Origin of the sequence: Halorarum salinum (genome assembly GCF_013402875.1) — an archaeon.
In the GTDB taxonomy this organism is placed as follows: Archaea; Halobacteriota; Halobacteria; order Halobacteriales; family Haloferacaceae; genus Halorarum; species Halorarum salinum.
Genome location: NZ_CP058579.1, coordinates 60,876 through 83,108, shown reverse-complemented (window position 1 = coordinate 83,108; position 22,233 = coordinate 60,876). Strand labels below are relative to the sequence as shown.

Sequence of the window (22,233 nt, the reverse complement as noted above, 5' to 3'; positions counted from 1 at the left end):
AAAGGGTCCAGAATCAGTGAACCAATGATGGTAGCCATGTCGACGTCACTTTCTCAAACGTTGCGTAGCGAGAATGGGAAACTGGGACGAGCTCGATCGGATCGTCAACGCGAGCTTTGATTGGGCGGTATTTCATCTCCGAAGACGTCTACCCCATCGATTCAATACAACGAACCTGCAGATGATCCGCTGTCGACGGTACGGCGTATTCCAGATGGGGTGTTCGGAATGATGATATAATTTTACTGTTAATTTCGTTCGCCGTCCAGACGCACGGCGGTGCTCGGAAAGCGGTCGACCTCGTACACGTTGCCAGCGAACTCGTCACACGAGAAGGTGATCCCCGAATTCATGAGGAATCCGTTCGTGACACCCAAGAGAAGGTAAAGAAAACCGACTACTCATGGTCGTGCGTGGCTTCAGCACACAGAAGGAACTCTGCCTACTCGCACCCACGAAAGTGGCGGCGGAAACCGACGGCAGTCCAGCCTGGAACACTACTGGTCTCGGGTGTGTCAGTTCCCCATCTAGCCGGTCGACGTCGACCAGTACCAGAAGGAAATCTACGGTAAACAAAATGACGGATTACACGACGTACTCGCCGATCAATTTCGAACCCCGGGCCAGGGACCGAGTTCGGAGATGTTCCTAAGGTTCCAGTTCGATGAACGGCCGGAATCATCTCCCGTACCTTGGAGACACCTTCTATCGATGTGTTCGGTTTTGCACTGCAGTGGGTCAATTTACTAGCTAGACCGCTCTATCGTAGTATTGCTTTCAGAGTGACCTAGCTTTCACGGTTGAGCTACCCACCCCTTTAGGGGTGGGATTCAGCGTGGACTCCCGTTCTGGCCGATACTCTCGGCAGGAGAATAGCCTCCGTTTACGTTTAGCATCCCGCTGTTCAAGCGCACGCCCAAGTGTGCGCCTCCGTTGCCCCCTGTTTGGGTGCGACGGAGATTCCGTAACCCGATGTTTTTCGCCGCGTTGTAGTCCGCGTGGTTCTCGCACCCACATTTCAGGCACTCAAACGCCTCGTCCTCGCGGTTCTCCGGGTGGGTGAAGCCACAGTGTGAACACCGTCTACTAGTATTCTCTGGGTCAACTTGTTCGACCGAGCTACCGTATTTTTCGGCTTTGTATTAGACGACGACGGCAGCAACGCTGGCCGCCAGCCATGCACGCGCGGGCCAAGATGTGCTTGTTATCGATATGGACACGCAAAACTGGAGCCTCACGTACTTCTTCGGTCCTGACTACGATCGAGGAGATCCAGAGGCAGATAACCTCGTTCGCCACCTAGTTGGCCGACCGAAAGGTGACTTTGACGACCTCACGCACAAGGTAGAGGACGGCATCGACCTCATTCCGTCGCATAACATGCTTGAGGACGTCCACGAGTTCCTCCTCAACGAGAAAAACCAGGCTGAGAAACTAGGAGAATCGTACAGCATATACCACGAACTCCACCGCGTCTTGCGCGAAGCGAACCTTCGGGACACCTATGACGTTCTTATCGTCGATTCCCTTTCGCTACATCGAGAAACATCGCGACCGCAAGCGCGAGTACGAACTCGAAACGCTCGATCAGTTCGACACGCTAGCCCGCCATCTCGAACGAGAAGCGGGACTCACAGTGCCCGAGGTGTCCGTCTGATGGGACTCAAATCCGGTTCTCGCGACGCAGGCCTCGACGAATCTGACGACACCGATACCCAACCACCGGAGCAGGAACGCCGAGATCTCGACGACGAGCAGGTGCCGGAGTCTCCGGCAGAACCGGTCGCCGAGGAGGACCCCTCGATGAGTGACCGGGAAACGAGAGCCTCCGAAGACACAGGTGGCGACACCAGTGAGGCAGGGAGTTCGGAGCAGCGGCCGGCTATGAACTCGATTCCCTAAAACTGCGCCGAGAGAAAGTAAACGAAGGCCGTGAACAGATGCCGTACTTCCTCAGGGAGGAAATCATCAACGCCGAAGACGAACTCCAGGATACGCTCGAAGAGCGCCTCGGCGAGGACGTCTACAAGTCCGATTATCGGGAGGCTGCCATGGTCGTCGTCCAACGCAGGCCGGAGCTCATCGCCGAGATGCTTCGCGAATGGGGTTACGATTTAGCGGATAGATGACGAGCGTACGCATCCATGTCGATCCTGTGATGGCGACCGACGCGTAGTTAGGAACTGTCGATGATATTCTGCGCGTCTCGTGTTGTCCGGTCAGTCTGGCGGTCACGATAGGCTTTGTTCGTCGTCTCGATGGACTGGTGTCGGAGCTGGTCCTGCGCGGTCGCGGGGTTCACGAGGTAGAGTTCGTCGCCAAGCCCGCGCCGCGCCCCGTGCGGCTTCGGGATGTCGCCATCGACGCGGAGCCCAGACTCCATGGCAAGCCGTTCGAGGATCGACGCGCCGCCGGCGACCGTCAGGGATGGCGGCGTGCCACCGGCGTGTCGAAGGACGTCCAGCACCGTGTCCGGCCCGAGGTCGGCCTCAACGTCGCCGTCAGCCGCGTCTCGTACCGACTCGTAGAGTGAGGGCAGGTGGCCGGTCGGAAAGACGGGCCACTAGTCTGGCGGCCGCTGCGAGCGCCGCCAGTGCGCCCGGAGTCGGTCTGCGCCCTGTTCGAGGAGGCCGACCTGTTCGCAGGTCTGGTTCTTCCCCCGGACGGTCAGCTGGGCGACGTCGCCCTAGGTGAGGCCGTTTCGGCGAGCGTCACGCGGTTCACGCAGGACCTCCGCGTCCTGTGCTCCCGAGAAGGCGAGCACGGCGACGAGTGCGCGGTCATGGGCAGCGACGGCTGGGTCCATCCGGCCCTGGTCGGCGGCCGTCTCGAACCGCCAGTCCGTCCAGCGGAGGAACTGGTCGCGGAACGTGGGCGTCCAGAACTGCTGGCCGTCGCCATCGCGACCGTCGTCTTCGTCGGGGAGATCGCCGAGGACGGACTCCTTCTTCGCTGGGTTCGTCGCGATGAGCTCGTGGCCGACGCACCACGTGAGTAACGCCCGCACCCGGGCGTAGTACTGCCGCGCCGTCGAGCCCGCGACGCCAGCGTCGGGGGCGTGTCGTTCGAAACCCTGGCGTCGACGCGGGCCCGGAGGTAGTCCACGTAGCTATGCATGAGGTCGGCGTCGACGTCCTCGAGGCACAGTGCGTCGCGATAGGCGGCCCACTCCACTCAGCCCTCGAGGACGACGCGACTGTCGCTCGCGTAGCGGCCGCCACCGCCCGGCTTCTGCTTTGCGTCGACGAAGGAGGCTGCGGCGGTGGCGAGGGGTGTTTCGGCGGTCAATCCCCGGGGAAGGGGCGTCAGGCGGCAGATCCATCGGGTCGGCTCACCCGACGGCGCAGCCCCCTCCCTTAAATCCACTTCACCTTATCAGGTAAGGCAAAGTGGGAACGGACTGCTATCGGTGTCATCCATCACTGCTCATACCTGCCGATATTCTCCGTATTGAGCTAACCGCACCATCAATATACCGGATACCGCTATATATAATGTTTTGGCCAGTAGTTGAGGCCCGTGTTCTCAATGCATATGCTTCCATCCACTGAGTATTCTGTCCAGACGCGGGTCAGGGAAGTCTCGAATCGAAATTACTCAAGTTCTGGAATCAAATGAATCGACTCTTGCGGAATCAGCACTTGAATTTCTGAGCCGTTGTCAATCGTTAGTCGTTCGAACGTCGGCGGACGAACGTTCGCCGTAAGAGTAAGTGAGCCCGCTTCGATTTGAATATCGACCCGATACACGCTCCCCTCATTCAACCAACGAGCAACCGTCCCTGTGACCGTGTTCACCGACCGGTTGCCGTCAGCGACAATGGGGGTTTCGACCTCCACTCGCGAGGGGTGGATACAGACCGTCACGGCCGACGTAGAGATATCCGACGCGGTCGTCTGGAGCTGGAGATCGCCGAACCGAACCCTTGCTCCGTCTGCGGCTCGATCGGTCACTGACCCCTCAAATAGGTTCTCGTTCCCAGTAAAGCGCGCGACGAACCGATTGGTTGGCCGGGTGAGCACTGTCGACGGCGAACCGACCTGTTCGAGGCCACCGTCTCGAACGATGGCGATTCGGTCACCGAGTGCCGTCGCCGTCCGCTGATCGTGCGTGACGTAGAGAATCGGGATTTCAAGCGATTCAAACAGGTTGTGCAGTTCGTCCCGGAGCCGTTTCCGGATCGGCGCGTCGAGGCTCGACAACGGCTCGTCAAGGAGTAACACGTCCGGGTCGGTCGCCAGCGATCGCGCGAGGGCGACTCGTTGGCGTTCCCCACCGGAGAGCGTCGGGGGCTTCCTGTTGAGGACCTCCTCTAGTTCGAGGAGCGTCGCAAGTTCGTCGACGTGATCGCTGGCTGTAGCCGCGTACTCGATGTTTTCCCGGGCGGTCATGTGTGGAAAGAGCGCTCCTTCTTGGAAGACCATCCCTACATGCCGATCTTCGAGCGGCTGACCGACCAGTTCTCGCCCGTCGAGCAGAATTGATCCCGAATCGAGGCCGGTGATGCCGGCGATCAACGAGAGTAGCGTGGTCTTCCCGCTGCCGGACGGCCCCAAGACGGCAAGCACTTCTTCATCGACCGTCAGGTCCACGGGGCCGAAGTCGAACTGGCTGTAGGCTTTGCTCAATTGAGAGAGTTCAAGTATCATTCCCATGGGTTCGAGGCGACGGTGTTGAGAATCAACAGAGCTACGGCGGCGATCACAACCAACAGTATCGCCACCGGATAGGCGTTGTCCAGGCCGAGTTCAATAAACGCCACCCAGATTTGGACCGGCATTGTCCGGGGATAGTACGCCATCATCATCGTCGCGCCGAACTCACCGATCGCTCGCGCGAAGGTGAGGGTCACTCCGGCGAGAATGCCGGAGCCAGCTAGGGGCAGCGTCACATGGCGAGCGGTCGTCAATCGGCTTTTCCCGAGCGAGCGAGAGGCGTATTCGAGCGTCTGGTCAACGCTCTCAAACGCCGCTTTTGCCGTAACGACCACGAACGGTGACGCGACGAACGTCTGGGCGAGCACCACCCCGGCGAGCGACCGTGTGAGCGGGAAGCCAGCAGCGACTGCGGCTCCACCCAACGGTGACCCCGGGCCGAAGACGGTGAGCAACACGATTCCACCGACCGTCGGGGGAAGCACCAACGGGAGGACCACGACTGCGAGGACCATCTTCGTCACAGCTCCATCGGTGCGTGCGAGCCAGTACGCGAGCGGCAAGCCAAACAGCGTTGCGACGACTGTGCTGATCGATGCCGACAGCAGCGATGTGGTCGCCGAATCCACGACGGTTGGATTGTTCATCCGAGCAAGGATGTCGCCTGGTGGCACCGAGAGAAACAGCGACATCATCGGCACGATGTAGTACAGGAGTAGCACGCCCCCAAGGATGAGCGCAACGCTGAGCCAGTCGAGACCGAAGGTCACTGTTCCCGATCGGTTCGAGTTTGAACGTGTTGCCATTCAGATCAGGACAGTGATATCCGAAACTGCCGACGATAGCTCTTTGTTGGGACCGTCGAGCCGAGATTGATTTACGTTGGATTGATCGGTCGCCTGTCTGACGCGCTGGGGAACTTCGCCCGTATAGGCAGGGAAATGCTCACGCACGAGGAATCCGTGTTCTTCGAGATAGCTTCCGGTCGTATGTGTGTCGAACACAGAGACTGCGGCGTCGCTCATGTGCCGAATGGTCGAGCCGTAGCTGATGAGTCCACCCTGGATTTCCTGGCCGCTCGACACTGTATACGAAGTTGTTGAGTACCAATCCTCGGCGTACTGTGGATCACTCAGATTGATCTGGTCCGGTAACTCAAAGTACTCGTAATCGCGTTCGACAGCCATATTGCGGTAGGCGATTGCGGCGTCGATGGAGCCAGTTTCGAACTGACTGACCAACGATGTTTCGGGATAGATCTGGTTTTCCCGGAGGATCTGTTCTCTGAGATTCGATGCGTCGTCGTAATACCGTGAGGCGAGTTCGAGCATGAAGAGAGCACGATATCCAAGTGGGTCTTGGTCAGGGTCGGTTCGACCGATGTTCACGTCCCCGTTAATCATTGGTTCGTACCAGCTCTCCGTTCCGGCGTCGGCCAATCGTTGTCCTCCAACTGTGTCCGGATTGTACGCGATGACGACTGAGTTGCTGGTGAACACGGAATACCACGGCAGTGAGAGCGGTTCATCAAAGAGCGCTACATCGGCGACTGAGACGATATCGGGGTCACGTTGGTCCTCGTCGATCATACGAGCGACCGTTGCCGAGCCGTGTGCCTCGATCTGAACTGGAACGTCTACAGCAGGCTCGAGCCCGTTAGCTAATGCATTCTGGAGGCTGCCAGCTGCGAGGATGGCGATCGTCGTCGATTGACCACCATCTTGACTGCTTCCACCTGTACAGCCTGCATTGCCAGCGATGGCCGCCGTCCCAGCAGTCAGGAGAAACCGCCGACGCGTATTAGGAAACCTATCACTCATCATACGAGGTAGAGAATCATATGAGGAAAAAGCTTATCTCAAACACATCTGTTTGAACCAGTATGGTTTCTGCTGACTCGACAACATTGACCGAACGGCAGGTGGAGGTACTCGAACTCCGAGAGCATGGGCAAACCCAACAGGAAGTGGCGGACCGACTGGGGACGACTAACTCGAACATCAGCGCTGTCGAACGGGCAGCAGAACAGAACGTAGACAAGGCTCGTCGGACATTAGAACTCATCCGGACGATCCGTTCGCCGGTTCAATTTTCTGTTTCTCCGGGGACGAGTTTCGATGAATTGGTCGCCAGTGTCTACTCACATGGGGATGAGGCCGGCATCAAAGTCTCGTACTGTCGTCCGGAGCTCTATACACACCTCTATGGCGTCCTTGAAAAGTATACGAAACAGAACGAACTGAAATCAAGCATTGATGTTGGGATTACCAAGGAGGGCGAGGTGAGAGTCTTTACTGAGGACCACTGAGAGTGGCTTGGGCTTGTGAGTCCATTGTGTTTAGTTAAGTGAATTTCACCAGACGGCGAACGCTTGCAGTCACGTTTCGGCGGTCGCTGGATCGATGTGACTGAAACTATTGCTAAACGAGGGGTTCGTCGTTTTACCTCTCTAAAAACACGTTTGACAGCGTTCCGATTTCCGTGGCGAACGGGCTGGAATCGGAGCCCAACTCGTTGTAGTGCCGTTCTGAGATGCTGGGCGTAATCGACGAGAAACACGGCGTCCTTGACATCGCGTTTCTCCCGGAGTTCCTGCAAGAATCGCTCAGTTAATACCGCCGTTGTCGTCGTAAACAGCCGTACGTGGAGGAATTCGTTCGTCTCTGGATCGGCGGCGTACAGCCAGTACTGCTGGCCATTGATGCGGATCACGGTTTCGTCGAGCGCGATGTGATCTGGACTCGCGTTACTGGTCGGTTGTAGATCGGTCTTCTGCACCCAATCATGAACGGCTTTCTACGAGCGTTCGACACCGAACTTCCCAAGTTCCTATTTTGTATTCGAAAGTGATAGTGCCGTGAGATGGAGGCGAATACCGAGTTCCATCAGCTCGGTGTCCGCTCGCGCTCCACAAAACCCAAATCAATCCAGTCGCTACTACCGCTGAGGCGGGCGATTTCAGCCATAGGCAAATCGAAATTCGGCCGCTTCATCCTTAACTAAACACGATCCCCTGTCTCCTGTACGGTACAGCCTTCGTCCTGGTCCTCACGCAGTATTCCGAAGTGATTGGAACGGATACGCTACGAGCCGTGCACGCGGTATTTGGTAGTATAATGGCGTTTATTCTCTACACGAAACGGGACCAACTGACCGCTGAGTAAGCAGATCAACTTAGCGGTGGATTCAGTCACTCGTAGTTGAAGTTAACTAATCTCGTGTTGGCTGGGGACAGACCAATTCAGACGGACGGCTCTCATCGATCGCCTCACCACCACCGGGTCCAGATGGCGAGTTTTTCTGCTCCCTGAAGTGTGCGGAGCGATTTGAAATGCCTGATACAACCACTGACGGGCCTGTCGCGACCAGCGAAGAAGAGGTCTCGTTCAACGACCCGGACGACCGGGATGACGAGATGCACAGCATGATCGAACAGTGGGTGCGTAAACTCGTGGACGGCGTTACCGACGCGAGAGCGAGCGAGGCGTTCGATGCATGGCTTGACGTCCAGAGCCGGTTCCACGACTACTCACATCGGAACACGCTCCTCATCACCCTCCAGTGTCCAGAAGCGACCCGCGTCGCCGGCTATCGCACGTGGCAGGAGGAGTTCGACAGACAGGTCCAGGAGGGCGAATCCGCGATCTGGATCTGGGCACCGATCATCACGACTCGATGTCCCGAGTGTGAGAACTCCTCGTCGTATCACGACTCGAGTGACTGCGAGTATGACGAGACCGACCCCGAGGAGTGGGACAAGGGCCTGGTCGGCTTTCGCCCGGTTCCCGTGTTCGACATCTCCCAGACGGAGGGCGAACCACTTCCCAACCTTGAGACAGGGGCGACGGGAGACGCAGCAGAGCTGGTTCCAACGCTGCTCGAAACTGCCCTTAAGTTCTCCATCGATGTGGAAGTCGTCGAGCCTGCTGCGTGGACATACGGTGATGCGAAAGGCAACTGTACGTATTCAGGTGATCAAAGTGGACAGGCGGCTGTGGAGGTCCGTAATCGAATGAACCGAGCTGACCTCGCCGTGACGCTCATCCACGAATATGCTCACGCCAAACTTCACGGCGGTGTCGACGACCCCGAACGAGCGAAACGTGAACTCGAAGCCGAAGCGGTCGCCGCGATCGTCGGTCGCTACTTCGACCTCGATACGAGCGGCTCCGAGTACTATCTGGCTGCCTGGCACGGTGAGAACCCGGAGGAGATCCTCGACCGACTCGATCGGATCAGTCGGACAGCCGAGATATTTATCCTAGCTGTCGAGGAGTACGAATAACAGATAATAACGGGATTGAGAGAGTGCCTCCAAGCACTCGAACCCGGCATTGTTCAGATTAGCTGGTTCCAGTCGAATGCGAAGGTTTGAAGCCATGTTTCGGCGGATTCGGCTGTGGCAGGAGGTAAATGATTCGAAGACTGCTCAGTTCGTCGTTTTACCTCTTTGAAAACACGTTCGACAGCGTTCCGATTTCCATGGATAACGTGCTGAAATCGTAGGGTTTCTTCGAAGAGTGCCGCTTGTAACCATGGTGCACCATCGATAAGAATTACTGCGTCAGCGGCGTCATATTTCGCTTGTGGTTCTTCAGAGACTGTTTTGTCAGAACAATGGTTCGCGTCAGAAACAGTCGGATGTGCAGAAATTTATTCGTTGCAGAATCGACAGCGGCGTACAGCCAAAACCGCTGGTTGTTGAGGTGAATCACGGTCTCGTCGACCGCGACGTGATTCGGCAACTTGCCGCAAGTCGGTTGTAGATTGGCTTTCTGTACCCATTGTGAATGGTAGATCATACGTGTGGAACATCGAAACTATAGAGAAGACAGACATTATCTAAAACAGATAATACGACCACCTGAAGATGGATACTGAGTCGCATCAGCGGCTCCGGTGTCGCTTCTCGTTTCACAAAATCTAATCTGACAGTCGCTAGGATTGATGAGGCGGCGAATTTGGCCGCCTCGCCCTTCAGACCTTATCTGAACAATGCGTGAATCGGAATTCCACGGATTGATGGGTGCAGAGACTACCAATCTGCCGTGTATCGACTCTGGGTCTCGAGGAGTGTAGTCTTCCCTGAAGGTCAAATCCTCGAATACACGGCAAGCGTGGTGATCCTGTTTTCGGCGCTGTCGAACTCGACTACGTCACAGAAATGTCCTTCGAAGGAGTCTCCATCGAGTTCACCCGTCGAATAACCCTCGCAAACGGACGCTTCGCCCGTGTGAAGGTATCTAGTGATTTCGTGATTTGTGTTTGAGGTGGGTTTCCGCTCCGTCATGAATTCGACGACGTTGTCGATACCTTCCACTACGCTTACCTTGGGATAGTGGTACACAACGTCGTCGGAAAACACCGAGCGAAGAGACTCATAGTCGGACTCATCAAGCGCATCAAAGTATGCTTGTGCAAGCTTCTCTCGTTGTTCAGTTTCCATTCTTACTGACTTTCGGATTCATCTGACTCGTTGTCGCTGTCGACGTTCCAATCCTCGAATGATTCGTATGGCGGGGTCCAGATAACGATCATTCTTAGGGGAGTATCTCCAGTGCTCCAAGCGTTATGATACGTTCCCGGAGGAATAAACGCAAAGACGTCCGGGACGAGGTCGTAGATTTCCTCGTCTTCTTCTCTGCCCGTCTCGCTCATACGCAGTGTGCCTTCACCGCTCAGGATGTAGAACAATTGCTCGGACGTATCGTGGGCGTGCCAATCGTCCACGGCGCGCTTTCCAGGTTCGATCTCGGTTATTCTGAATACAATATTATCTGATCCGAACTCAGGATTAACGAGTTCCCTGGCGGTCATATTGTCGTGATAGGGCGTATCGAGTGGTTTTCGTTCCTCAGGTTCGATTACGAATGGTTCTCCCATATATAGAGCAATGATACCAGGCCACAATAACATTGCGATCCTTTGGTTCAACGATTTTGTGTTGGGTCTATAGGCTGACATACGTCATCCTGCATTTATTACTCGTTGGGTTCTCGTGACCTACGACAACTGGGTTTTATGGGGCTCGTATGATGCTGTACGTCCCTTCGCGCCATAACTACTCTGGAAGGTTTGCTACAAAGGGATAATTCACCCCGTTTTCTCCCACGCGCTGAATTATTCGAACTAGTGTCCTATGCTACCCCCTGCGAGCCACGAACCTGGCCGGGGATCCGTCGCCGCCTTGTATCTCAATCGGACTTCCAAACAGTTCGATCCGCTCATCCCCCACTTCGTCTAAGTTTCCTAGGTTCTCTGCGATCAGAACTTCATTTTCTAGTAAAGTCTGGTGTACGGGAAACTCGTTCCAGCCTTCCTCTCTCAGCGACCAAGGCAGGTCCGGGGTCAGAACATCCATGCAAAGCATGTTTATTTTCTTCTCGACGAACCACTCTGCTACTTCGGTATTCAACCACGGGTGGGGCTCGTAGTCCTCGTCGCCATATTTCGAGTGCCATCCCGTATTGAGGATCACTATATCGTTTTCTCGAATCTCTGCGTCTTTTGATTTCACATCGTCGACTGTAATCTCCTCGGGGGATCGCTTCGGGATATCGATTACTATCGCTTGCCCGTTCATCTTTTCGAGGCTAATCTCGTCTATTTTCTTCCCGTCGGGGATGAAGTGGTATGGCGCATCGACATGCGTTCCGACGTGAGTTATCAATTGATACTTCTGTACGTTAATCCCGTCGTCATCTACATCTCTCACCGGTGAGAATTCGGGCGAAGGCATGCTGGCCGGGTGAGGCATGTCCTCCGAGAAGGGTTGCGATAGGTCGATCCACATAACGAAGACAAGTATAACTATTAGTAAAAACCTTGCCCCCTTTCGTGACCCGGGGCGTCTCTGACTCGGGTCCTTCAATCGCGAGGAATCCCTTCTCGAGCCAACTTTCGTAGGTGCTGGAAACAACAAGTAGACGCCGACATATTTTAACAAAACGGTTGGACCGTTCCAAAACATGAACGCGTACGAGAGTGAGAGACCAGAGATTTATTTCAAAGCGACGCCGAGCCGTACTGTCGGACCGGATGATGCGATCAGGATCCGCAGTGATTCGGACTGGGACGTTCCCGAACCGGAACTTTCCATCGTGTTACACAATCGGTAACGACATCTGCAGTTGATCGATTGAACGAGAAAACTTCCTGTATTTACTCCAGAGCAAAATATATTCGAAGAGTTGCTCGATCGGACTGTGTATCGCTACGGAAGAGACGATTGGTGATCCGCTTGACGTCGACATTACAATGTCGGTTTTACGCGACGGCGACGTGATTTTTCAGGACGAGACGTCGCCGAACGAGATGGTTCGCACTTCGAAGAACTCGTCGAATACTACCAGCGATACAACGAGGTACCCGAGTCTACTGTCTTACTCACGGGAACGTCGATCAATCCACTGGACGACCTGACGCTCGAACCAGAGGACGTCGTCCGCATCGGAACCGAGAATATCAGTGTCCTTGAAAACGTCGTCGAACAATTATTGAAGGGGCGAGGAGAAAACCCACGACTAAAGCCGTGGATAGTCAAAGTCCAATCGTACGAGTGGCGCTAACTGGCCAATTTCCATCGATATCGCCGCTCGTTTCGCTGTCTGTACGTACGGTCTACGAGCTAATGACAGATAGTCTGTCACAATGCTCATGTTGATTGTCTCCCTGTTCTATCTATATGCCCTTATCAGAAGAACAGAGACGAACTATCATGGAGTCTCTTCTCTTGACGCGCCGGTGCGAAGAGAAGGCTCTTAAGATACACGAACTGGAGGGGGTACCGGAACTCCCCCATCTCAGTATCGGACAGGAGGCCGTCGGCGTCGGTGCTACTGCGGCAGTCGCCAAGACGGATTTCGTAGCACCGTCCCTCCGTACCCGCGCCGCTATTCTGATGCGTATGCCGCTCGATACGGTCGTCGCCGGCATGTTCGGAACTGAAGCGGGACCTTCTTCCGGACGAACGACTCAGCACCACGTCGGGTCTACGGAACACCGGATTCTCGGTACGACTGGTTTGGTCGGAAGCCATCTCAACACGGCTGTCGGTGTGGGGTTGACAAGTAAATTGCTTGACCGTAAGTTCGTTTCGTTGGTATTCTTCGGAGACGGCACGACCACTCGCGGTGAGTTCCACACGGCGTTGAACTTTGCGTCGGTCTTCCAACTCCCCGTCGTTTTCGTGATCGAGAACAACCAATGGACGGAAGCGACACCTGTCGAAAAGATTACGCCAGTGGACGATCTCGTCGATTTCATCGGATCGTATCTCCCGAAACGAATCGTCGACGGCCAGGACGCAGACGAAGTGGCCGAGGCAACGGAGGAGGCAGCCAACCGGGCGAGGAACGGCGAGGGACCCACCTTGATTGAGGCCAAAACGTTCCGCTACCGTCCGCACGCCGAGATAATGCAGGATCAGCGAGATAGCGATCAACTAGAACGGTGGAAAGAACGGGACCCCGTCGATATCTATCGATCCCGATTACTCGAAGCTGATATCGTCGACGAGACGTGGATCCGGGATACGGACGAACAAATCCGACAGCAGGTGGACGAGGCTTTCGAAGCAGCTCAGGAAGACTCGCTTCCCGAGGAAGAGGCCATGTACCACGTTTACAGTGATGCAGACGTCGGTCCGGAGGGAACTGTAACCGATGACTGAACTCTCGGCCATCGAGGCGCTGAACATAGCACTCCGGGAAGAACTCGAGCGAGACGAACGCGTCTTCGTTTATGGAGAAGACGTTGGAGAGTATGGAGGGCTCTTTCAGGTCACTGCGGGTCTTCAGGATAAGTTCGGAGAAGATCGCGTATTTGACACTCCGCTGTCAGAAACCGCTCTCGGTGGGACTGCGGTTGGAGCCGCGTTGTCAGGAGCTCGTCCGGTCGTCGAAATCATGTTCGGCGATTTCACGTCGATCATCGCCGACCACCTAATCAACTATGCTGCGAAGATGCACTTCAACTACGCCGACGACACGAGTGTCCCCTTGGTCGTTCGAACCACCTACGGCGCTGGCGATCAGTTCGGTCTTCACCACAGTCAGAGTCCGGTGAGCTGGTTTCAGAACGTTCCGGGATTGAAACTCGTAGCACCCGCGACGCCGCGAGAGTATCGGGCATTGCTAAAGGCTGCTATTCGCGATAACGATCCAGTTGTCTTCCTGGAAAATAAACGTCAGTACGACATCAAAGGCGATGTCCCCGAAGAGCCGGAGACGTTCCCGCTCTGTAGATCGGAAATCGTCCGATACGGCGAGGATGCGACGGTCGTCGCAATCGGCGGTATGGTGCGCGAAGCTCTTGCGGCTGCTGAAAACTTGGAGAAGAACGGAATCTACGTGGAGGTCATAAATCCCCGTACGTTGGTTCCGCTGGATATCGCCCCGATCGTCGGCTCGGTCCAAAAGACCAACGCTCTCGCGACCGTCCACGAGGCGCCTATATTCGGTGGAATCGGAGGGGAGATCGCGGCTCAAATTGCGGAGAACGCACTTTTCTACCTGGATGCCCCGATAACCAGGATCGGTGCGCCGTTCACGCCGGTTCCGTTCGCGGAGAACCTCGAAGACTATTATCTCCCCGACGCCACCGACATTGAGTCGTCCCTTCGCGATATCCTTGAGTAACCATGCAAGAAATTCGTCTTCCCAAGAGTGGTCAAGCGATGGAGAAAGGGACCGTCATCAAGTGGCTCGTCGAAACCGGTAATGCCGTTGATTCTGGGGATCCCGTGGTCGTCGTCGAATCTGACAAGACGTCGTTCAAATTGTGTGCTGAAGAGAGCGGACAGTTGCTCGACAAAGCGGTTACAGAAACCGAGACGGTTCCGGTCGGAACCCTCCTGGGCCGTATCGGGACCCCCAATGAGATAGACGATACCCTTGATCAGGTCGGACCGGAAGTCGGGAGTTCCGCAAACCCGATCGGAGGACCGCCATCCGGGGGTACGACAGAGGATGAAGATGACGACCGGTCGATCGTCAGGGCGACGCCCAGTGCTCGTAAGTTAGCACGTGAGCACGGCCTCGAACTCGAAACCGTGGCTGCTACGGTAGGGAAACGCCGATTGGATCGTGACGACGTTTTGGCCTTGCTCGACAAACGCCCTACTAACGTATCACGGGGCGAAGACATGAAATCGACATCTGTCTCTCCAAACCGGGCGAAAGAACGAGACCCACCTGACGAAGTGCAGGAAGGAGAGAAGCGAATGTCCCACCAGGGTAACACGCCGGAACGCGATAACCGATCTAGAGGAAAGAACACGGGCGAGCGGAAGAACGCCGTACTCGCTTCGCCACGAGCGAGAGTCGTTGCGGAGGAATATGGCGTCGATTTATCGGTCGTAGCGGAACGACTCGACGAGGATGAACTCCGAGAATCCGACGTGAAGGCGTACGTTCGACAGTACGCTGCGTTTGAGGACCATACCAGCATCCAATCCCAGCGTGACAGCCAGCGCAGTGCTCCCAGCATCGCTGAAACCGTACCGATCGAAGGGCCAAGAGAGGTCATGTTCGAACAAATGGGTCGTGCAGCAGGAGAATACGCGAACACTACGACGATGATCCGCGTCGACGTCACCGATCTCGTCGAGTTACGTGTTCGACTTTCCGAGGCATGGACAGTGGATCTATCGTACACTGCATTCGTCGTCCGGGCAGTAGCCGACGCTCTCTCGTCCGAGGAGTACCGACTTCTCAACGCTTCAATCTCGGATCAAACTATCGACACCTACAGTGATATCAACGTCGGCATCGCCGTGAATACCGATCGAGGACTTCTCGTCCCGACTATTTACCATGCCGACGAGATAACCATTAGGGATTTGAGCGAAGAGATCGATGAACTCGCCACAGCCGCTCGAGAGGGACGTCTCGATCCGGTCGAATTACAGAACGGAACGTTTTCCGTTTCGAACGCTGGCCAACTCGGGGCCTACCTCAATACCCCACAGATCCGGCCGCCACAAACTGCCGTCCTTGGAATGTGTACGATTTTTGAAGACGCTGGCATTGTAGAGGGCGAGATCGAACCTCGAAAGTTCATGCATCTTACGCTCACCTACGACCATCGTGTCGTCGAAGGTGCGACTGCCGTGAGCTTTTTGCAAGAGCTTCAATCGAGCATCGAGAGTCCGGAGTCGCTCCTCTCTTGATCATTCTATCGACTAGATTCGACCAAGTCAACGTATTCTACGCTCTTTCACGAATGAGGGTTCTATCACTAGTTGACTTGCTGACGCTACGCTGTCTGTAGAATCGCGGCTGATAGCGCGGCTTCGTTCAATATAGTGAAAGGAAAACTGCTGATTCTTATATGTAATTTGTGCTAATTTTCCTTATATATGGGAGCGTAATCGGGAGGAATAACAACAACACAATCGATATTGTTAACAACAGCGATAACGGCTGAGAGGGGCTAACAAAAATCGAGAGCTCTCCACCGGAGAGTTGTAATGACCTGTAGAGGTTCGCTTCAGCTATTCGTCCCAACACTACTCCCAACACGAGAGCAATGATAGAGTAATCGTGTTTGACCATGTAAAATCCGATCACGCCGAACAGGAGCAGTGTCACTATGTCGATGAAGTTAATTCGAAGGTTGATCGCTCCGTACACCGCGAGAATTATCACGAGCGGGATGATCTGATTAACATCAATCCGTGTTATGATTCCCGCTTTTGTGATGATTGTCAGACCCAGTGTCAATATGAGAAGGTTCCCGAGGACTAGAGCGAACAAGAAGCTATACGTAATTTGTATGTTTTCTGCGAACAAACTGGGACCCGGCTGTATCCCGTGAAGAATAAGCGCCCCTAGCAGGACGGCAGTCGTACCACTGCCGGGGATTCCGAACGATAACGTTGGAATGAGCGACCCCGCAACCGTAGCGCTGTTGGACGCTTCGGAGGACATCACTCCTCTCGGATTTCCATCCCCGAACGAATCCGGATTTTTATCACTCCGTAAGGTCTCTGCGTATGCTATAAAGTTAGAAACAGACCCTCCTGCTCCGGGGATCGCCCCGATGGACATCCCTATCAATCCTGATTTGAGTACGGTGAACGGACGTCTCACGACCTCCAACGCCCCGTCCCAAATCGATCCGCTCACCCCACCGCCTTCGTTCTCGCTGGCGATCGTCCCCTGCTTCCCAGCTAATTGAAGCATCTCGGATATAGCGAACAGTCCGATCAGTACCGCGACGAAACTGATGCCGTCGTACAATGCACCGTGAATTGGATATCGGAAATCGAGAGTCATCGGGGCTACTCCGACGGTGGTTATCAGTAATCCAAAACTTCCGACTGTCAACCCCTTCAACAGAGCACCTTCGGCGACGATAGTGATCATCACGATACCAAGAAGGGCGATCAAGAAGTACTCCGGGGAGCCAAACGCCAACACGATCGTCGTCACGATTGGCAGCACCAAGAACAAGATAACGAGGGAAATGATCCCTCCTGCCGAAGATGCTACGGCAGAAATCGCTAACGCGTCTTTCGCCCTCCCTTTCTTCGACATCGGATACCCGTCGAACGTCGTAGCTGCCGCTCCTGCCGTCCCTGGAGTGTTGATCAGGATGGCAGCGATGCTTCCCCCATACATGCCGCCGAGATAGATCATGATGAACATGATGATCACATTGACGCCTTCTAGGGGTGCCGTGAGCGGCAGCAAGATGGCCATTCCAATAATCGGTCCAATGCCCGGAATTGCACCGATAATTATGCCAAGTACGAGACCGACTATCACGAATAAGTACGTCGGATAACTGATAACTATTTCTATTCCTTGAATAATGTTTTCTAACATATTACCACCCTTCGAGTAACCCTTGGTTGATCGGTGCATCCATGAATACCAGGAACACGTGGGATATCAAGAAAGCTAAGACCGTGAGTAACACTACCCGTGTGTTACTCAAACCGAAGTACTTGGCGTACACAGCCACAAATAATGGCGACAACCAATAGAATCCGACGAATAAGCCGGAAACGATATACACGGTAGTCAACAATAGCGTTACTTGAACATATTTGGAGTTCATCTCCATCTCGTCCGACGAATCTTGTAACTCTTCACCTTCGGCCTCGCCGAAGTTGAAAGCCATGTCTTCCTCTTCCACACTCAGGATGTCCATTTTGTCAGGGAATAAATTCTTCCCGAGTAGTATTGTGGCTCCCACGATGACGACGGTGGACATGAATTGTGGGAACCGTTGCGCAACCTGTGGGTACTGGTACGCGTTAATATGCATGTAAATGGCTATGACGAGGAGCATCAACAATAAAAAAGTTTCAGAATCGATCTTTTCTCTTTCGAACATTAATCTGATATCTGCTTCTGACTATAAATCTATTACTCTTGCATGTCTTCTCGCACGGCATCCAGATTGACTTCTTCGGGGATCGACTCAATGGCTCCTTTCCAAGCCTGTTCGGCTTCTTCGTGGTCTCCCCACAGCACGGCGTTGCCGGTTTCTTCCTCCCACTGCTGGGTGCTTTCCGTCTCAGTGGCCTCCTTGAAAGCTTGGGAGAGAGCCTCGCGCCGCTCTTCGGGGACGCCCGGCGGACCCAAGAGACACCGCGTCGGATATCCGAAGGAGTCCATATCAGCGTATCCGAAATCTGCGACCGACGGGATATCGCTGATGAGGCCGCCACTCGTTGTGATATCCGCGATGGGCTCTACGTCTCCGCTCTCGATAAACGGTTGCGCCGAGGGCTCCGAACAGATGCCGAAGGGAATTTCACCGGATGCTACGGCCTGCTGGGTCGGCCCACAGCCGTCGTATGCGACGAAATCTTCGATCGGCATGTCGTGGTTCTCTTTCATGAACACGTAGGCCACGTGTTCGATTCCTCCGAGACCTGGACCGCCGGTCGTCGTAAATTCCCCGGACCGAACCCTTTCGGCGAGGTCCTCGTAATCTTCGATACCGAGATCTGGATTCGCCGTGACGATCGTGGTACTTCGTCCCACGACGGCGAGTCCGGAGAAGTCACTGTAATCCCAATCCAGCCGGTCGGGTTCCAGAAGGTACGTCATCAGTCCCGATGCCGGTGGCGACGCGAGGCCCATGTGATATCCGTTAGCGGGTCTGTCGTGGAGGACCGTCATCCCTCGCGTGGCACCCGCTCCAGGGAGGTTCTCTACTTGATAATCGGTGCCAGTTATGTCCGCGAGCTCGGCTGTGAAGTGTCGCGCGTACGCATCCGACCCACCACCTTCGGCGTACGGTACGATTGTGTTGAAGGTATCGGACGGGAAATCGTCGCCGCCGCCGTTTCCGCCGCCGTTTCCGTCGCCGTTTCCGTCGCCGTTATCGTCGCCACCGCCGCCGAGACATCCCGCTAGAGCCGCTATCGAGCTTCCTCCTGTATATTTGACGAATCGTCGCCGGTTTACCAGTTTACTGCTGTCATCTAACACCATGCGTTTCTATACCACATAACAATGGGTATTAACCTTAACGGATAATCACAGTCGATGATGGTTAATTGCATGTTTCACAAAACTCGCATACAATATTACCTCTGTCCCACCCAGTAACAGTTTCAGTTACTGATCTTCACTCGTCGGCCAATTTTCCGATCAATACGGTTTACACGACATGGAACGAATCGTTGCTATGGGAATGCCGATTGGTTTCCGGATCAAATCGATCGATGCGTCGCGCCAAATCGACGTTTACAGAATCGATCAATACTCTCGATCAAACTCCGGTGACCGGCCATCTAGGAACGCATCAATGGCTTCGTTGCGTTCGGAATCTTGAACGCACTCCCAACGTCTTTCAAATCCATCGTTGAGGGCCTCGTCCAACGAATCCTGGGAACCGACCATAGCTTTGGAATGTTTTATCGAGAGCCTTGGTAGATCCCGCAATTCGTTCGCCCACTCCCGAGCTACTTCCATGATTTCGTCTTCCGGCGCTAATTCGGATACCAGCCCTAGCTCCTCCGCCTCTTGTGCGGTAATATTGTTGCCAGTCAGTAGGATCTCGTTCGCCTTACTCAGACCGATGAGGCGGGGGAGGAGATACGAAGCGAACGTGGGTAGCATTCCCACCTTCGTGTGTCCGTCCCGAATGAACGTATCTTCGCTCATGACCCTGAGATCGCACGAGAGAAGGAAGTCGAATCCTCCTCCTACAGCCGGCCCATTAATCGCGGCGAGCGTGGGCTTGTCCCCCTCCCACAGTAGGCGGCAGGCGTTCAGGTCTTTCCACAGATATTCTCCGGAGGCGAGTTTGTTGTCGGAACCGACGCCACCTTCGCTCATCTCATCAAGATCTGCTCCGGCACAGAACGCGCGGCCACGGCCGGACAGGATAATGACGTACACTGAATCGTCGTTGAGAGCTTCTTCTATCGCGACGTTCAGTTCCTCCATCAACGTCTCAGTTATCGCGTTCAGCTTGTCCGGTCGGTCGAAGATGATTTCGGCGCGTCCTTCCTTGACGGTATAGTCTATGGTGTCTAAATCGCCCATACGTTTCCGGTAGTTCCAGTGGGTTAAGTACGTTAGGAAATTACAATAATTTGTCCATTGCGATCAATCTGCTCCACCCGTATCGCGTGGTTCTGTTTTCGAGAGTCGCCTGCCGCTTGGTCGCCTTAACCGGTACAACGAATTCACAGTCGCAACAGAGAGATGAGCATTCCGCCCGTCCCGATTACTGCCAACAGCACGTATCCTATCCGGAAGTGACCACCGCTCGCGAGCACACCGATAATCAACGGTGACGTCGCTCCGAGTAGCATCCAGCCGGCTTTCAGTGATCCTAGACCGGTTCCCTGCAGATCAGTCGGTAACGTGTCGGCGATTTTGGTCTGAGTAACTACGTAACAGCCGTTCAAAGTGCTGATGAGAATTGTTACTAACACTAGTGCAACGAATTCCTCCACGAACAAGAGCAACCACAAACCGGACGCAGACACGCCCAATAATCCTGTCAGCGTCCATTTCGCACCAAATCGATCCGTGATATTACCAGCGAGTGGTTGCACGATGGCGCCTATGATGAAAAATCCACCAAAGAGGGATGAAGCCACTCCCGGAGAGATCCCTCGCATATCAACGAGAAATGAAGGATAAAACGACGAAAACCCCTGCATTATGAAGGAGATGCATACTTGGATCATCACGACAGTCAGGATCGATTCCCTGGAAATGCCCTTCACCAATTGATCAAGTGTTTCTCTGGAGAATTGGTTTACTACGTTTGATTTAGGTGATGTCCGCTGTGGTACGGTTAATCGAAGACCGACTGCTACTATCGCGAAAAGCACCAAAAATAATCCGAACCCATGTCTCCAACTCAGGTAGACAGCAATCATCGTTGTTATCACCGGAAAGGTGGCACTTCCGAGACTGCCACCGGCCATCGTCAAACCGATCGCCGTCCCCGCTTTCTTCGAGTAGAGGTCGGTGAGAATGGTAAATCTGGTCGGCCCGTACAGCGCAGTCGCGATACCGAAGATAAAGGTGCCCACGAACAACATCGAGACGTTGATCGCCGACATGATTACTAACACAGTCCCAGTCGAGATGATCGTACTCAGGACTAGGGTGTTTCCTTCCCCGATCCTGTCACCCAGTACACCGCCGGGTATGTGACCGATCGCGTACGCGCTCCACAAGACGGTCAGTAATAGTCCCGACGTCGCGAGATCTATCCGGAACTCGGATTGTAGGAAGGGTAATAGCGCCGGGAATACGAACCGCATTCCAAGGGAAAGGGCCCAACCTGCAGTGACTCCGAGAAGAATCCAGCCCATTCCGTCGGACAACATCGCTCCGAGCGTTGTTTTCACCTCATACTTCATTCTATGAAAGTAATCGTGCATTGGGGGTATTTAACACTGAACGTATACAATTATTGTCTTTGTGCAATCAGTCAACGTTTCTGGGTTTTCGATCTCCATTTCTCGTCTTCGAAAATGCTTCTTTCCAGAGCCTGACTGCGGACTTCTTTCCATACATGGCATTCCGCGCCTCAAGTCTCGAACCCCGTCCGATTAGGCCGGCTCAGGAGCTGATTACCAATCGATTGGTATAATTGCCTGTCCTTCGATCCGCACCTACGACGAAGAGCGAACGTGGGACAGCCGAAGAGACTCGGCGGTTCTTAGTATCAACTACATCTCGGATTATCGCTTCGGTATTTCCCTCGTGAACTGCCGAATCGCGATGAGGGAGGATATCTTCCAATCGTCGTCGACCCTTCGATAGGTGTCTTCCCACCGTCCCTGTCCCCACGACACGTTCCCCTCGTCGTCTTCGATGATGACGATATAGTACCATTTCCCGGTGGCTTCGTTGTCATCTATTTCGATAAGTGGGTTGGATGCCATGTGGGCCATTAACTCGAGATCACGCGATTTTATTTCGGTGATGAACTCCCGAATAGCTCCTTTCCCCTCTCCCGACCCGTAATTCGGAACGTCGAATTTTGCATCTTCGGTGAACAAATCGACGAATTCACTGGTGTTAGTACTGTCGAGATGGAAGCAATACTTGAACTTTAGCCGTTTTATATCTTCGATAGTCATTCT

At 54.4% G+C, this 22,233-nt stretch carries 22 protein-coding genes and 3 pseudogenes; 8 read left to right on the top strand and 17 right to left on the bottom strand.

From position 1 onward, the window contains the following. The first annotated feature begins 236 nt into the window (after positions 1-236). Positions 237-572: a hypothetical protein gene (locus HUG12_RS22085; protein WP_394354287.1), complete on the top strand. Its 336-nt coding sequence runs from the start codon at positions 237-239 to the stop codon at positions 570-572. A gap of 258 nt (positions 573-830) precedes the next feature. On the opposite strand, the pseudogene HUG12_RS00435 reads toward HUG12_RS22085, so the two are convergent. Next, a pseudogene (locus HUG12_RS00435) lies at positions 831-1,082 on the bottom strand (zinc ribbon domain-containing protein); the annotation flags it as partial. Positions 1,083-1,197: 115 nt separating this feature from the next. On the opposite strand from HUG12_RS00435, the gene HUG12_RS22140 reads away from it, so the two are divergent. Then, the gene (locus HUG12_RS22140; protein ID WP_246308113.1) at positions 1,198-1,902 is read left to right on the top strand and encodes a ParA family protein; all 705 of its coding nucleotides are present in this window, start codon (positions 1,198-1,200) and stop codon (positions 1,900-1,902) included. A 38-nt stretch (positions 1,903-1,940) separates the two neighbouring features. Further along, the gene (locus HUG12_RS21395; RefSeq protein WP_218836373.1) at positions 1,941-2,129 is read left to right on the top strand and encodes a hypothetical protein; all 189 of its coding nucleotides are present in this window, start codon (positions 1,941-1,943) and stop codon (positions 2,127-2,129) included. 47 nt (positions 2,130-2,176) lie between these two features. On the opposite strand, the gene HUG12_RS00420 is transcribed toward HUG12_RS21395, so the two are convergent. The 5 genes from HUG12_RS00420 to HUG12_RS00400 form a co-directional block, all read right to left on the bottom strand. Further along, on the bottom strand, positions 2,177-2,467 hold the full coding sequence (locus tag HUG12_RS00420) for a hypothetical protein (protein ID WP_179266890.1): 291 nt from the start codon (positions 2,465-2,467) through the stop codon (positions 2,177-2,179). A gap of 219 nt (positions 2,468-2,686) precedes the next feature. Then, complete coding sequence (locus HUG12_RS00415; RefSeq protein WP_179266889.1) at positions 2,687-3,007, bottom strand: hypothetical protein; 321 nt, start codon at positions 3,005-3,007, stop codon at positions 2,687-2,689. Positions 3,008-3,593: 586 nt separating this feature from the next. Beyond that, positions 3,594-4,649: an ABC transporter ATP-binding protein gene (locus tag HUG12_RS00410; protein ID WP_179266888.1), complete on the bottom strand. Its 1,056-nt coding sequence runs from the start codon at positions 4,647-4,649 to the stop codon at positions 3,594-3,596. Then, entirely contained in the window at positions 4,646-5,461 is an 816-nt protein-coding gene (locus HUG12_RS00405; protein WP_179266887.1) for an ABC transporter permease, read from the bottom strand. Before HUG12_RS00405 ends, HUG12_RS00410 begins: the two co-directional genes overlap by 4 nt. Further along, positions 5,462-6,475, bottom strand: a complete 1,014-nt coding sequence (locus HUG12_RS00400) for an extracellular solute-binding protein (RefSeq protein ID WP_179270518.1) — start codon at positions 6,473-6,475, stop codon at positions 5,462-5,464. Between the two features lie 62 nt (positions 6,476-6,537). Between HUG12_RS00400 and HUG12_RS00395 the strand changes: the two genes are divergently transcribed. Next, positions 6,538-6,963, top strand: a complete 426-nt coding sequence (locus HUG12_RS00395; RefSeq protein WP_179266886.1) for a Tfx family DNA-binding protein — start codon at positions 6,538-6,540, stop codon at positions 6,961-6,963. A 69-nt stretch (positions 6,964-7,032) separates the two neighbouring features. On the opposite strand, the pseudogene HUG12_RS00390 reads toward HUG12_RS00395, so the two are convergent. Beyond that, positions 7,033-7,621: pseudogene (locus HUG12_RS00390) on the bottom strand (IS6 family transposase). Between the two features lie 365 nt (positions 7,622-7,986). On the opposite strand from HUG12_RS00390, the gene HUG12_RS00385 reads away from it, so the two are divergent. Next, positions 7,987-8,940 (top strand): ArdC-like ssDNA-binding domain-containing protein, encoded by a 954-nt coding sequence (locus HUG12_RS00385; RefSeq protein WP_179266885.1) that lies wholly within the window; start codon positions 7,987-7,989, stop codon positions 8,938-8,940. Between the two features lie 53 nt (positions 8,941-8,993). On the opposite strand, the pseudogene HUG12_RS00380 reads toward HUG12_RS00385, so the two are convergent. The 4 genes and pseudogenes from HUG12_RS00380 to HUG12_RS00365 form a co-directional block, all read right to left on the bottom strand. Further along, positions 8,994-9,600 (bottom strand): annotated as a pseudogene (locus tag HUG12_RS00380) (IS6 family transposase). 147 nt (positions 9,601-9,747) lie between these two features. Continuing rightward, on the bottom strand, positions 9,748-10,101 hold the full coding sequence (locus HUG12_RS00375) for a nuclear transport factor 2 family protein (protein ID WP_179266884.1): 354 nt from the start codon (positions 10,099-10,101) through the stop codon (positions 9,748-9,750). 2 nt (positions 10,102-10,103) lie between these two features. Continuing rightward, positions 10,104-10,538, bottom strand: coding sequence for a cupin domain-containing protein (locus HUG12_RS00370; RefSeq protein ID WP_179266883.1), 435 nt, complete (start codon positions 10,536-10,538; stop codon positions 10,104-10,106). Between the two features lie 259 nt (positions 10,539-10,797). After that, positions 10,798-11,448: a cyclase family protein gene (locus HUG12_RS00365; protein ID WP_179266882.1), complete on the bottom strand. Its 651-nt coding sequence runs from the start codon at positions 11,446-11,448 to the stop codon at positions 10,798-10,800. A 924-nt stretch (positions 11,449-12,372) separates the two neighbouring features. Here HUG12_RS00365 and HUG12_RS00360 point away from each other — a divergent pair. From HUG12_RS00360 to HUG12_RS00350, 3 genes are read left to right on the top strand one after another with little or no spacing between them, the layout of a single operon-like run. Then, positions 12,373-13,326: a thiamine pyrophosphate-dependent dehydrogenase E1 component subunit alpha gene (locus HUG12_RS00360; protein ID WP_179266881.1), complete on the top strand. Its 954-nt coding sequence runs from the start codon at positions 12,373-12,375 to the stop codon at positions 13,324-13,326. Beyond that, positions 13,319-14,293 carry an alpha-ketoacid dehydrogenase subunit beta gene (locus tag HUG12_RS00355; protein ID WP_179266880.1) on the top strand — a complete coding sequence of 325 codons (975 nt, stop codon included), beginning with the start codon at positions 13,319-13,321 and terminating at the stop codon, positions 14,291-14,293. Before HUG12_RS00360 ends, HUG12_RS00355 begins: the two co-directional genes overlap by 8 nt. 38 nt (positions 14,294-14,331) lie before the next feature. Continuing rightward, on the top strand, positions 14,332-15,825 hold the full coding sequence (locus HUG12_RS00350) for a dihydrolipoamide acetyltransferase family protein (RefSeq protein ID WP_179266879.1): 1,494 nt from the start codon (positions 14,332-14,334) through the stop codon (positions 15,823-15,825). A 157-nt stretch (positions 15,826-15,982) separates the two neighbouring features. Here the strand turns inward: HUG12_RS00350 and HUG12_RS00345 are convergent, their stop codons facing one another. The 6 genes from HUG12_RS00345 to HUG12_RS00320 form a co-directional block, all read right to left on the bottom strand. Next, positions 15,983-17,485, bottom strand: a complete 1,503-nt coding sequence (locus HUG12_RS00345; RefSeq protein WP_179266878.1) for a tripartite tricarboxylate transporter permease — start codon at positions 17,483-17,485, stop codon at positions 15,983-15,985. A gap of 1 nt (position 17,486) precedes the next feature. Further along, complete coding sequence (locus tag HUG12_RS00340; RefSeq protein WP_179266877.1) at positions 17,487-17,999, bottom strand: hypothetical protein; 513 nt, start codon at positions 17,997-17,999, stop codon at positions 17,487-17,489. Between the two features lie 32 nt (positions 18,000-18,031). Beyond that, on the bottom strand, positions 18,032-19,108 hold the full coding sequence (locus tag HUG12_RS00335; RefSeq protein WP_179266876.1) for a Bug family tripartite tricarboxylate transporter substrate binding protein: 1,077 nt from the start codon (positions 19,106-19,108) through the stop codon (positions 18,032-18,034). A gap of 267 nt (positions 19,109-19,375) precedes the next feature. Further along, on the bottom strand, positions 19,376-20,167 hold the full coding sequence (locus tag HUG12_RS00330; protein ID WP_179266875.1) for an enoyl-CoA hydratase/isomerase family protein: 792 nt from the start codon (positions 20,165-20,167) through the stop codon (positions 19,376-19,378). Between the two features lie 143 nt (positions 20,168-20,310). Then, a complete protein-coding gene (locus tag HUG12_RS00325) occupies positions 20,311-21,504 on the bottom strand; it encodes an MFS transporter (RefSeq protein ID WP_179266874.1) in 1,194 nt (397 codons plus the stop codon). Positions 21,505-21,828: 324 nt separating this feature from the next. Beyond that, positions 21,829-22,230 carry a nuclear transport factor 2 family protein gene (locus HUG12_RS00320; RefSeq protein ID WP_179266873.1) on the bottom strand — a complete coding sequence of 134 codons (402 nt, stop codon included), beginning with the start codon at positions 22,228-22,230 and terminating at the stop codon, positions 21,829-21,831. Positions 22,231-22,233: the final 3 nt, after the last annotated feature.

Bases quoted from the DNA above. Each gene is read 5' to 3' on its own strand.
- HUG12_RS21395 (WP_218836373.1), top strand. From the start codon at position 1,941: ATGCCGTACTTCCTCAGGGAGGAAATCATCAACGCCGAAGACGAACTC.
- HUG12_RS00410 (WP_179266888.1), bottom strand. From the start codon at position 4,649: ATGATACTTGAACTCTCTCAATTGAGCAAAGCCTACAGCCAGTTCGAC.
- HUG12_RS00405 (WP_179266887.1), bottom strand. From the start codon at position 5,461: ATGGCAACACGTTCAAACTCGAACCGATCGGGAACAGTGACCTTCGGT.
- HUG12_RS00400 (WP_179270518.1), bottom strand. From the start codon at position 6,475: ATGAGTGATAGGTTTCCTAATACGCGTCGGCGGTTTCTCCTGACTGCT.
- HUG12_RS00395 (WP_179266886.1), top strand. From the start codon at position 6,538: ATGGTTTCTGCTGACTCGACAACATTGACCGAACGGCAGGTGGAGGTA.
- HUG12_RS00385 (WP_179266885.1), top strand. From the start codon at position 7,987: ATGCCTGATACAACCACTGACGGGCCTGTCGCGACCAGCGAAGAAGAG.
- HUG12_RS00375 (WP_179266884.1), bottom strand. From the start codon at position 10,101: ATGGAAACTGAACAACGAGAGAAGCTTGCACAAGCATACTTTGATGCG.
- HUG12_RS00370 (WP_179266883.1), bottom strand. From the start codon at position 10,538: ATGGGAGAACCATTCGTAATCGAACCTGAGGAACGAAAACCACTCGAT.
- HUG12_RS00365 (WP_179266882.1), bottom strand. From the start codon at position 11,448: ATGTGGATCGACCTATCGCAACCCTTCTCGGAGGACATGCCTCACCCG.
- HUG12_RS00360 (WP_179266881.1), top strand. From the start codon at position 12,373: ATGGAGTCTCTTCTCTTGACGCGCCGGTGCGAAGAGAAGGCTCTTAAG.
- HUG12_RS00355 (WP_179266880.1), top strand. From the start codon at position 13,319: ATGACTGAACTCTCGGCCATCGAGGCGCTGAACATAGCACTCCGGGAA.
- HUG12_RS00350 (WP_179266879.1), top strand. From the start codon at position 14,332: ATGGAGAAAGGGACCGTCATCAAGTGGCTCGTCGAAACCGGTAATGCC.
- HUG12_RS00345 (WP_179266878.1), bottom strand. From the start codon at position 17,485: ATGTTAGAAAACATTATTCAAGGAATAGAAATAGTTATCAGTTATCCG.
- HUG12_RS00340 (WP_179266877.1), bottom strand. From the start codon at position 17,999: ATGTTCGAAAGAGAAAAGATCGATTCTGAAACTTTTTTATTGTTGATG.
- HUG12_RS00335 (WP_179266876.1), bottom strand. From the start codon at position 19,108: ATGGTGTTAGATGACAGCAGTAAACTGGTAAACCGGCGACGATTCGTC.
- HUG12_RS00330 (WP_179266875.1), bottom strand. From the start codon at position 20,167: ATGGGCGATTTAGACACCATAGACTATACCGTCAAGGAAGGACGCGCC.
- HUG12_RS00325 (WP_179266874.1), bottom strand. From the start codon at position 21,504: ATGAAGTATGAGGTGAAAACAACGCTCGGAGCGATGTTGTCCGACGGA.
- HUG12_RS00320 (WP_179266873.1), bottom strand. From the start codon at position 22,230: ATGACTATCGAAGATATAAAACGGCTAAAGTTCAAGTATTGCTTCCAT.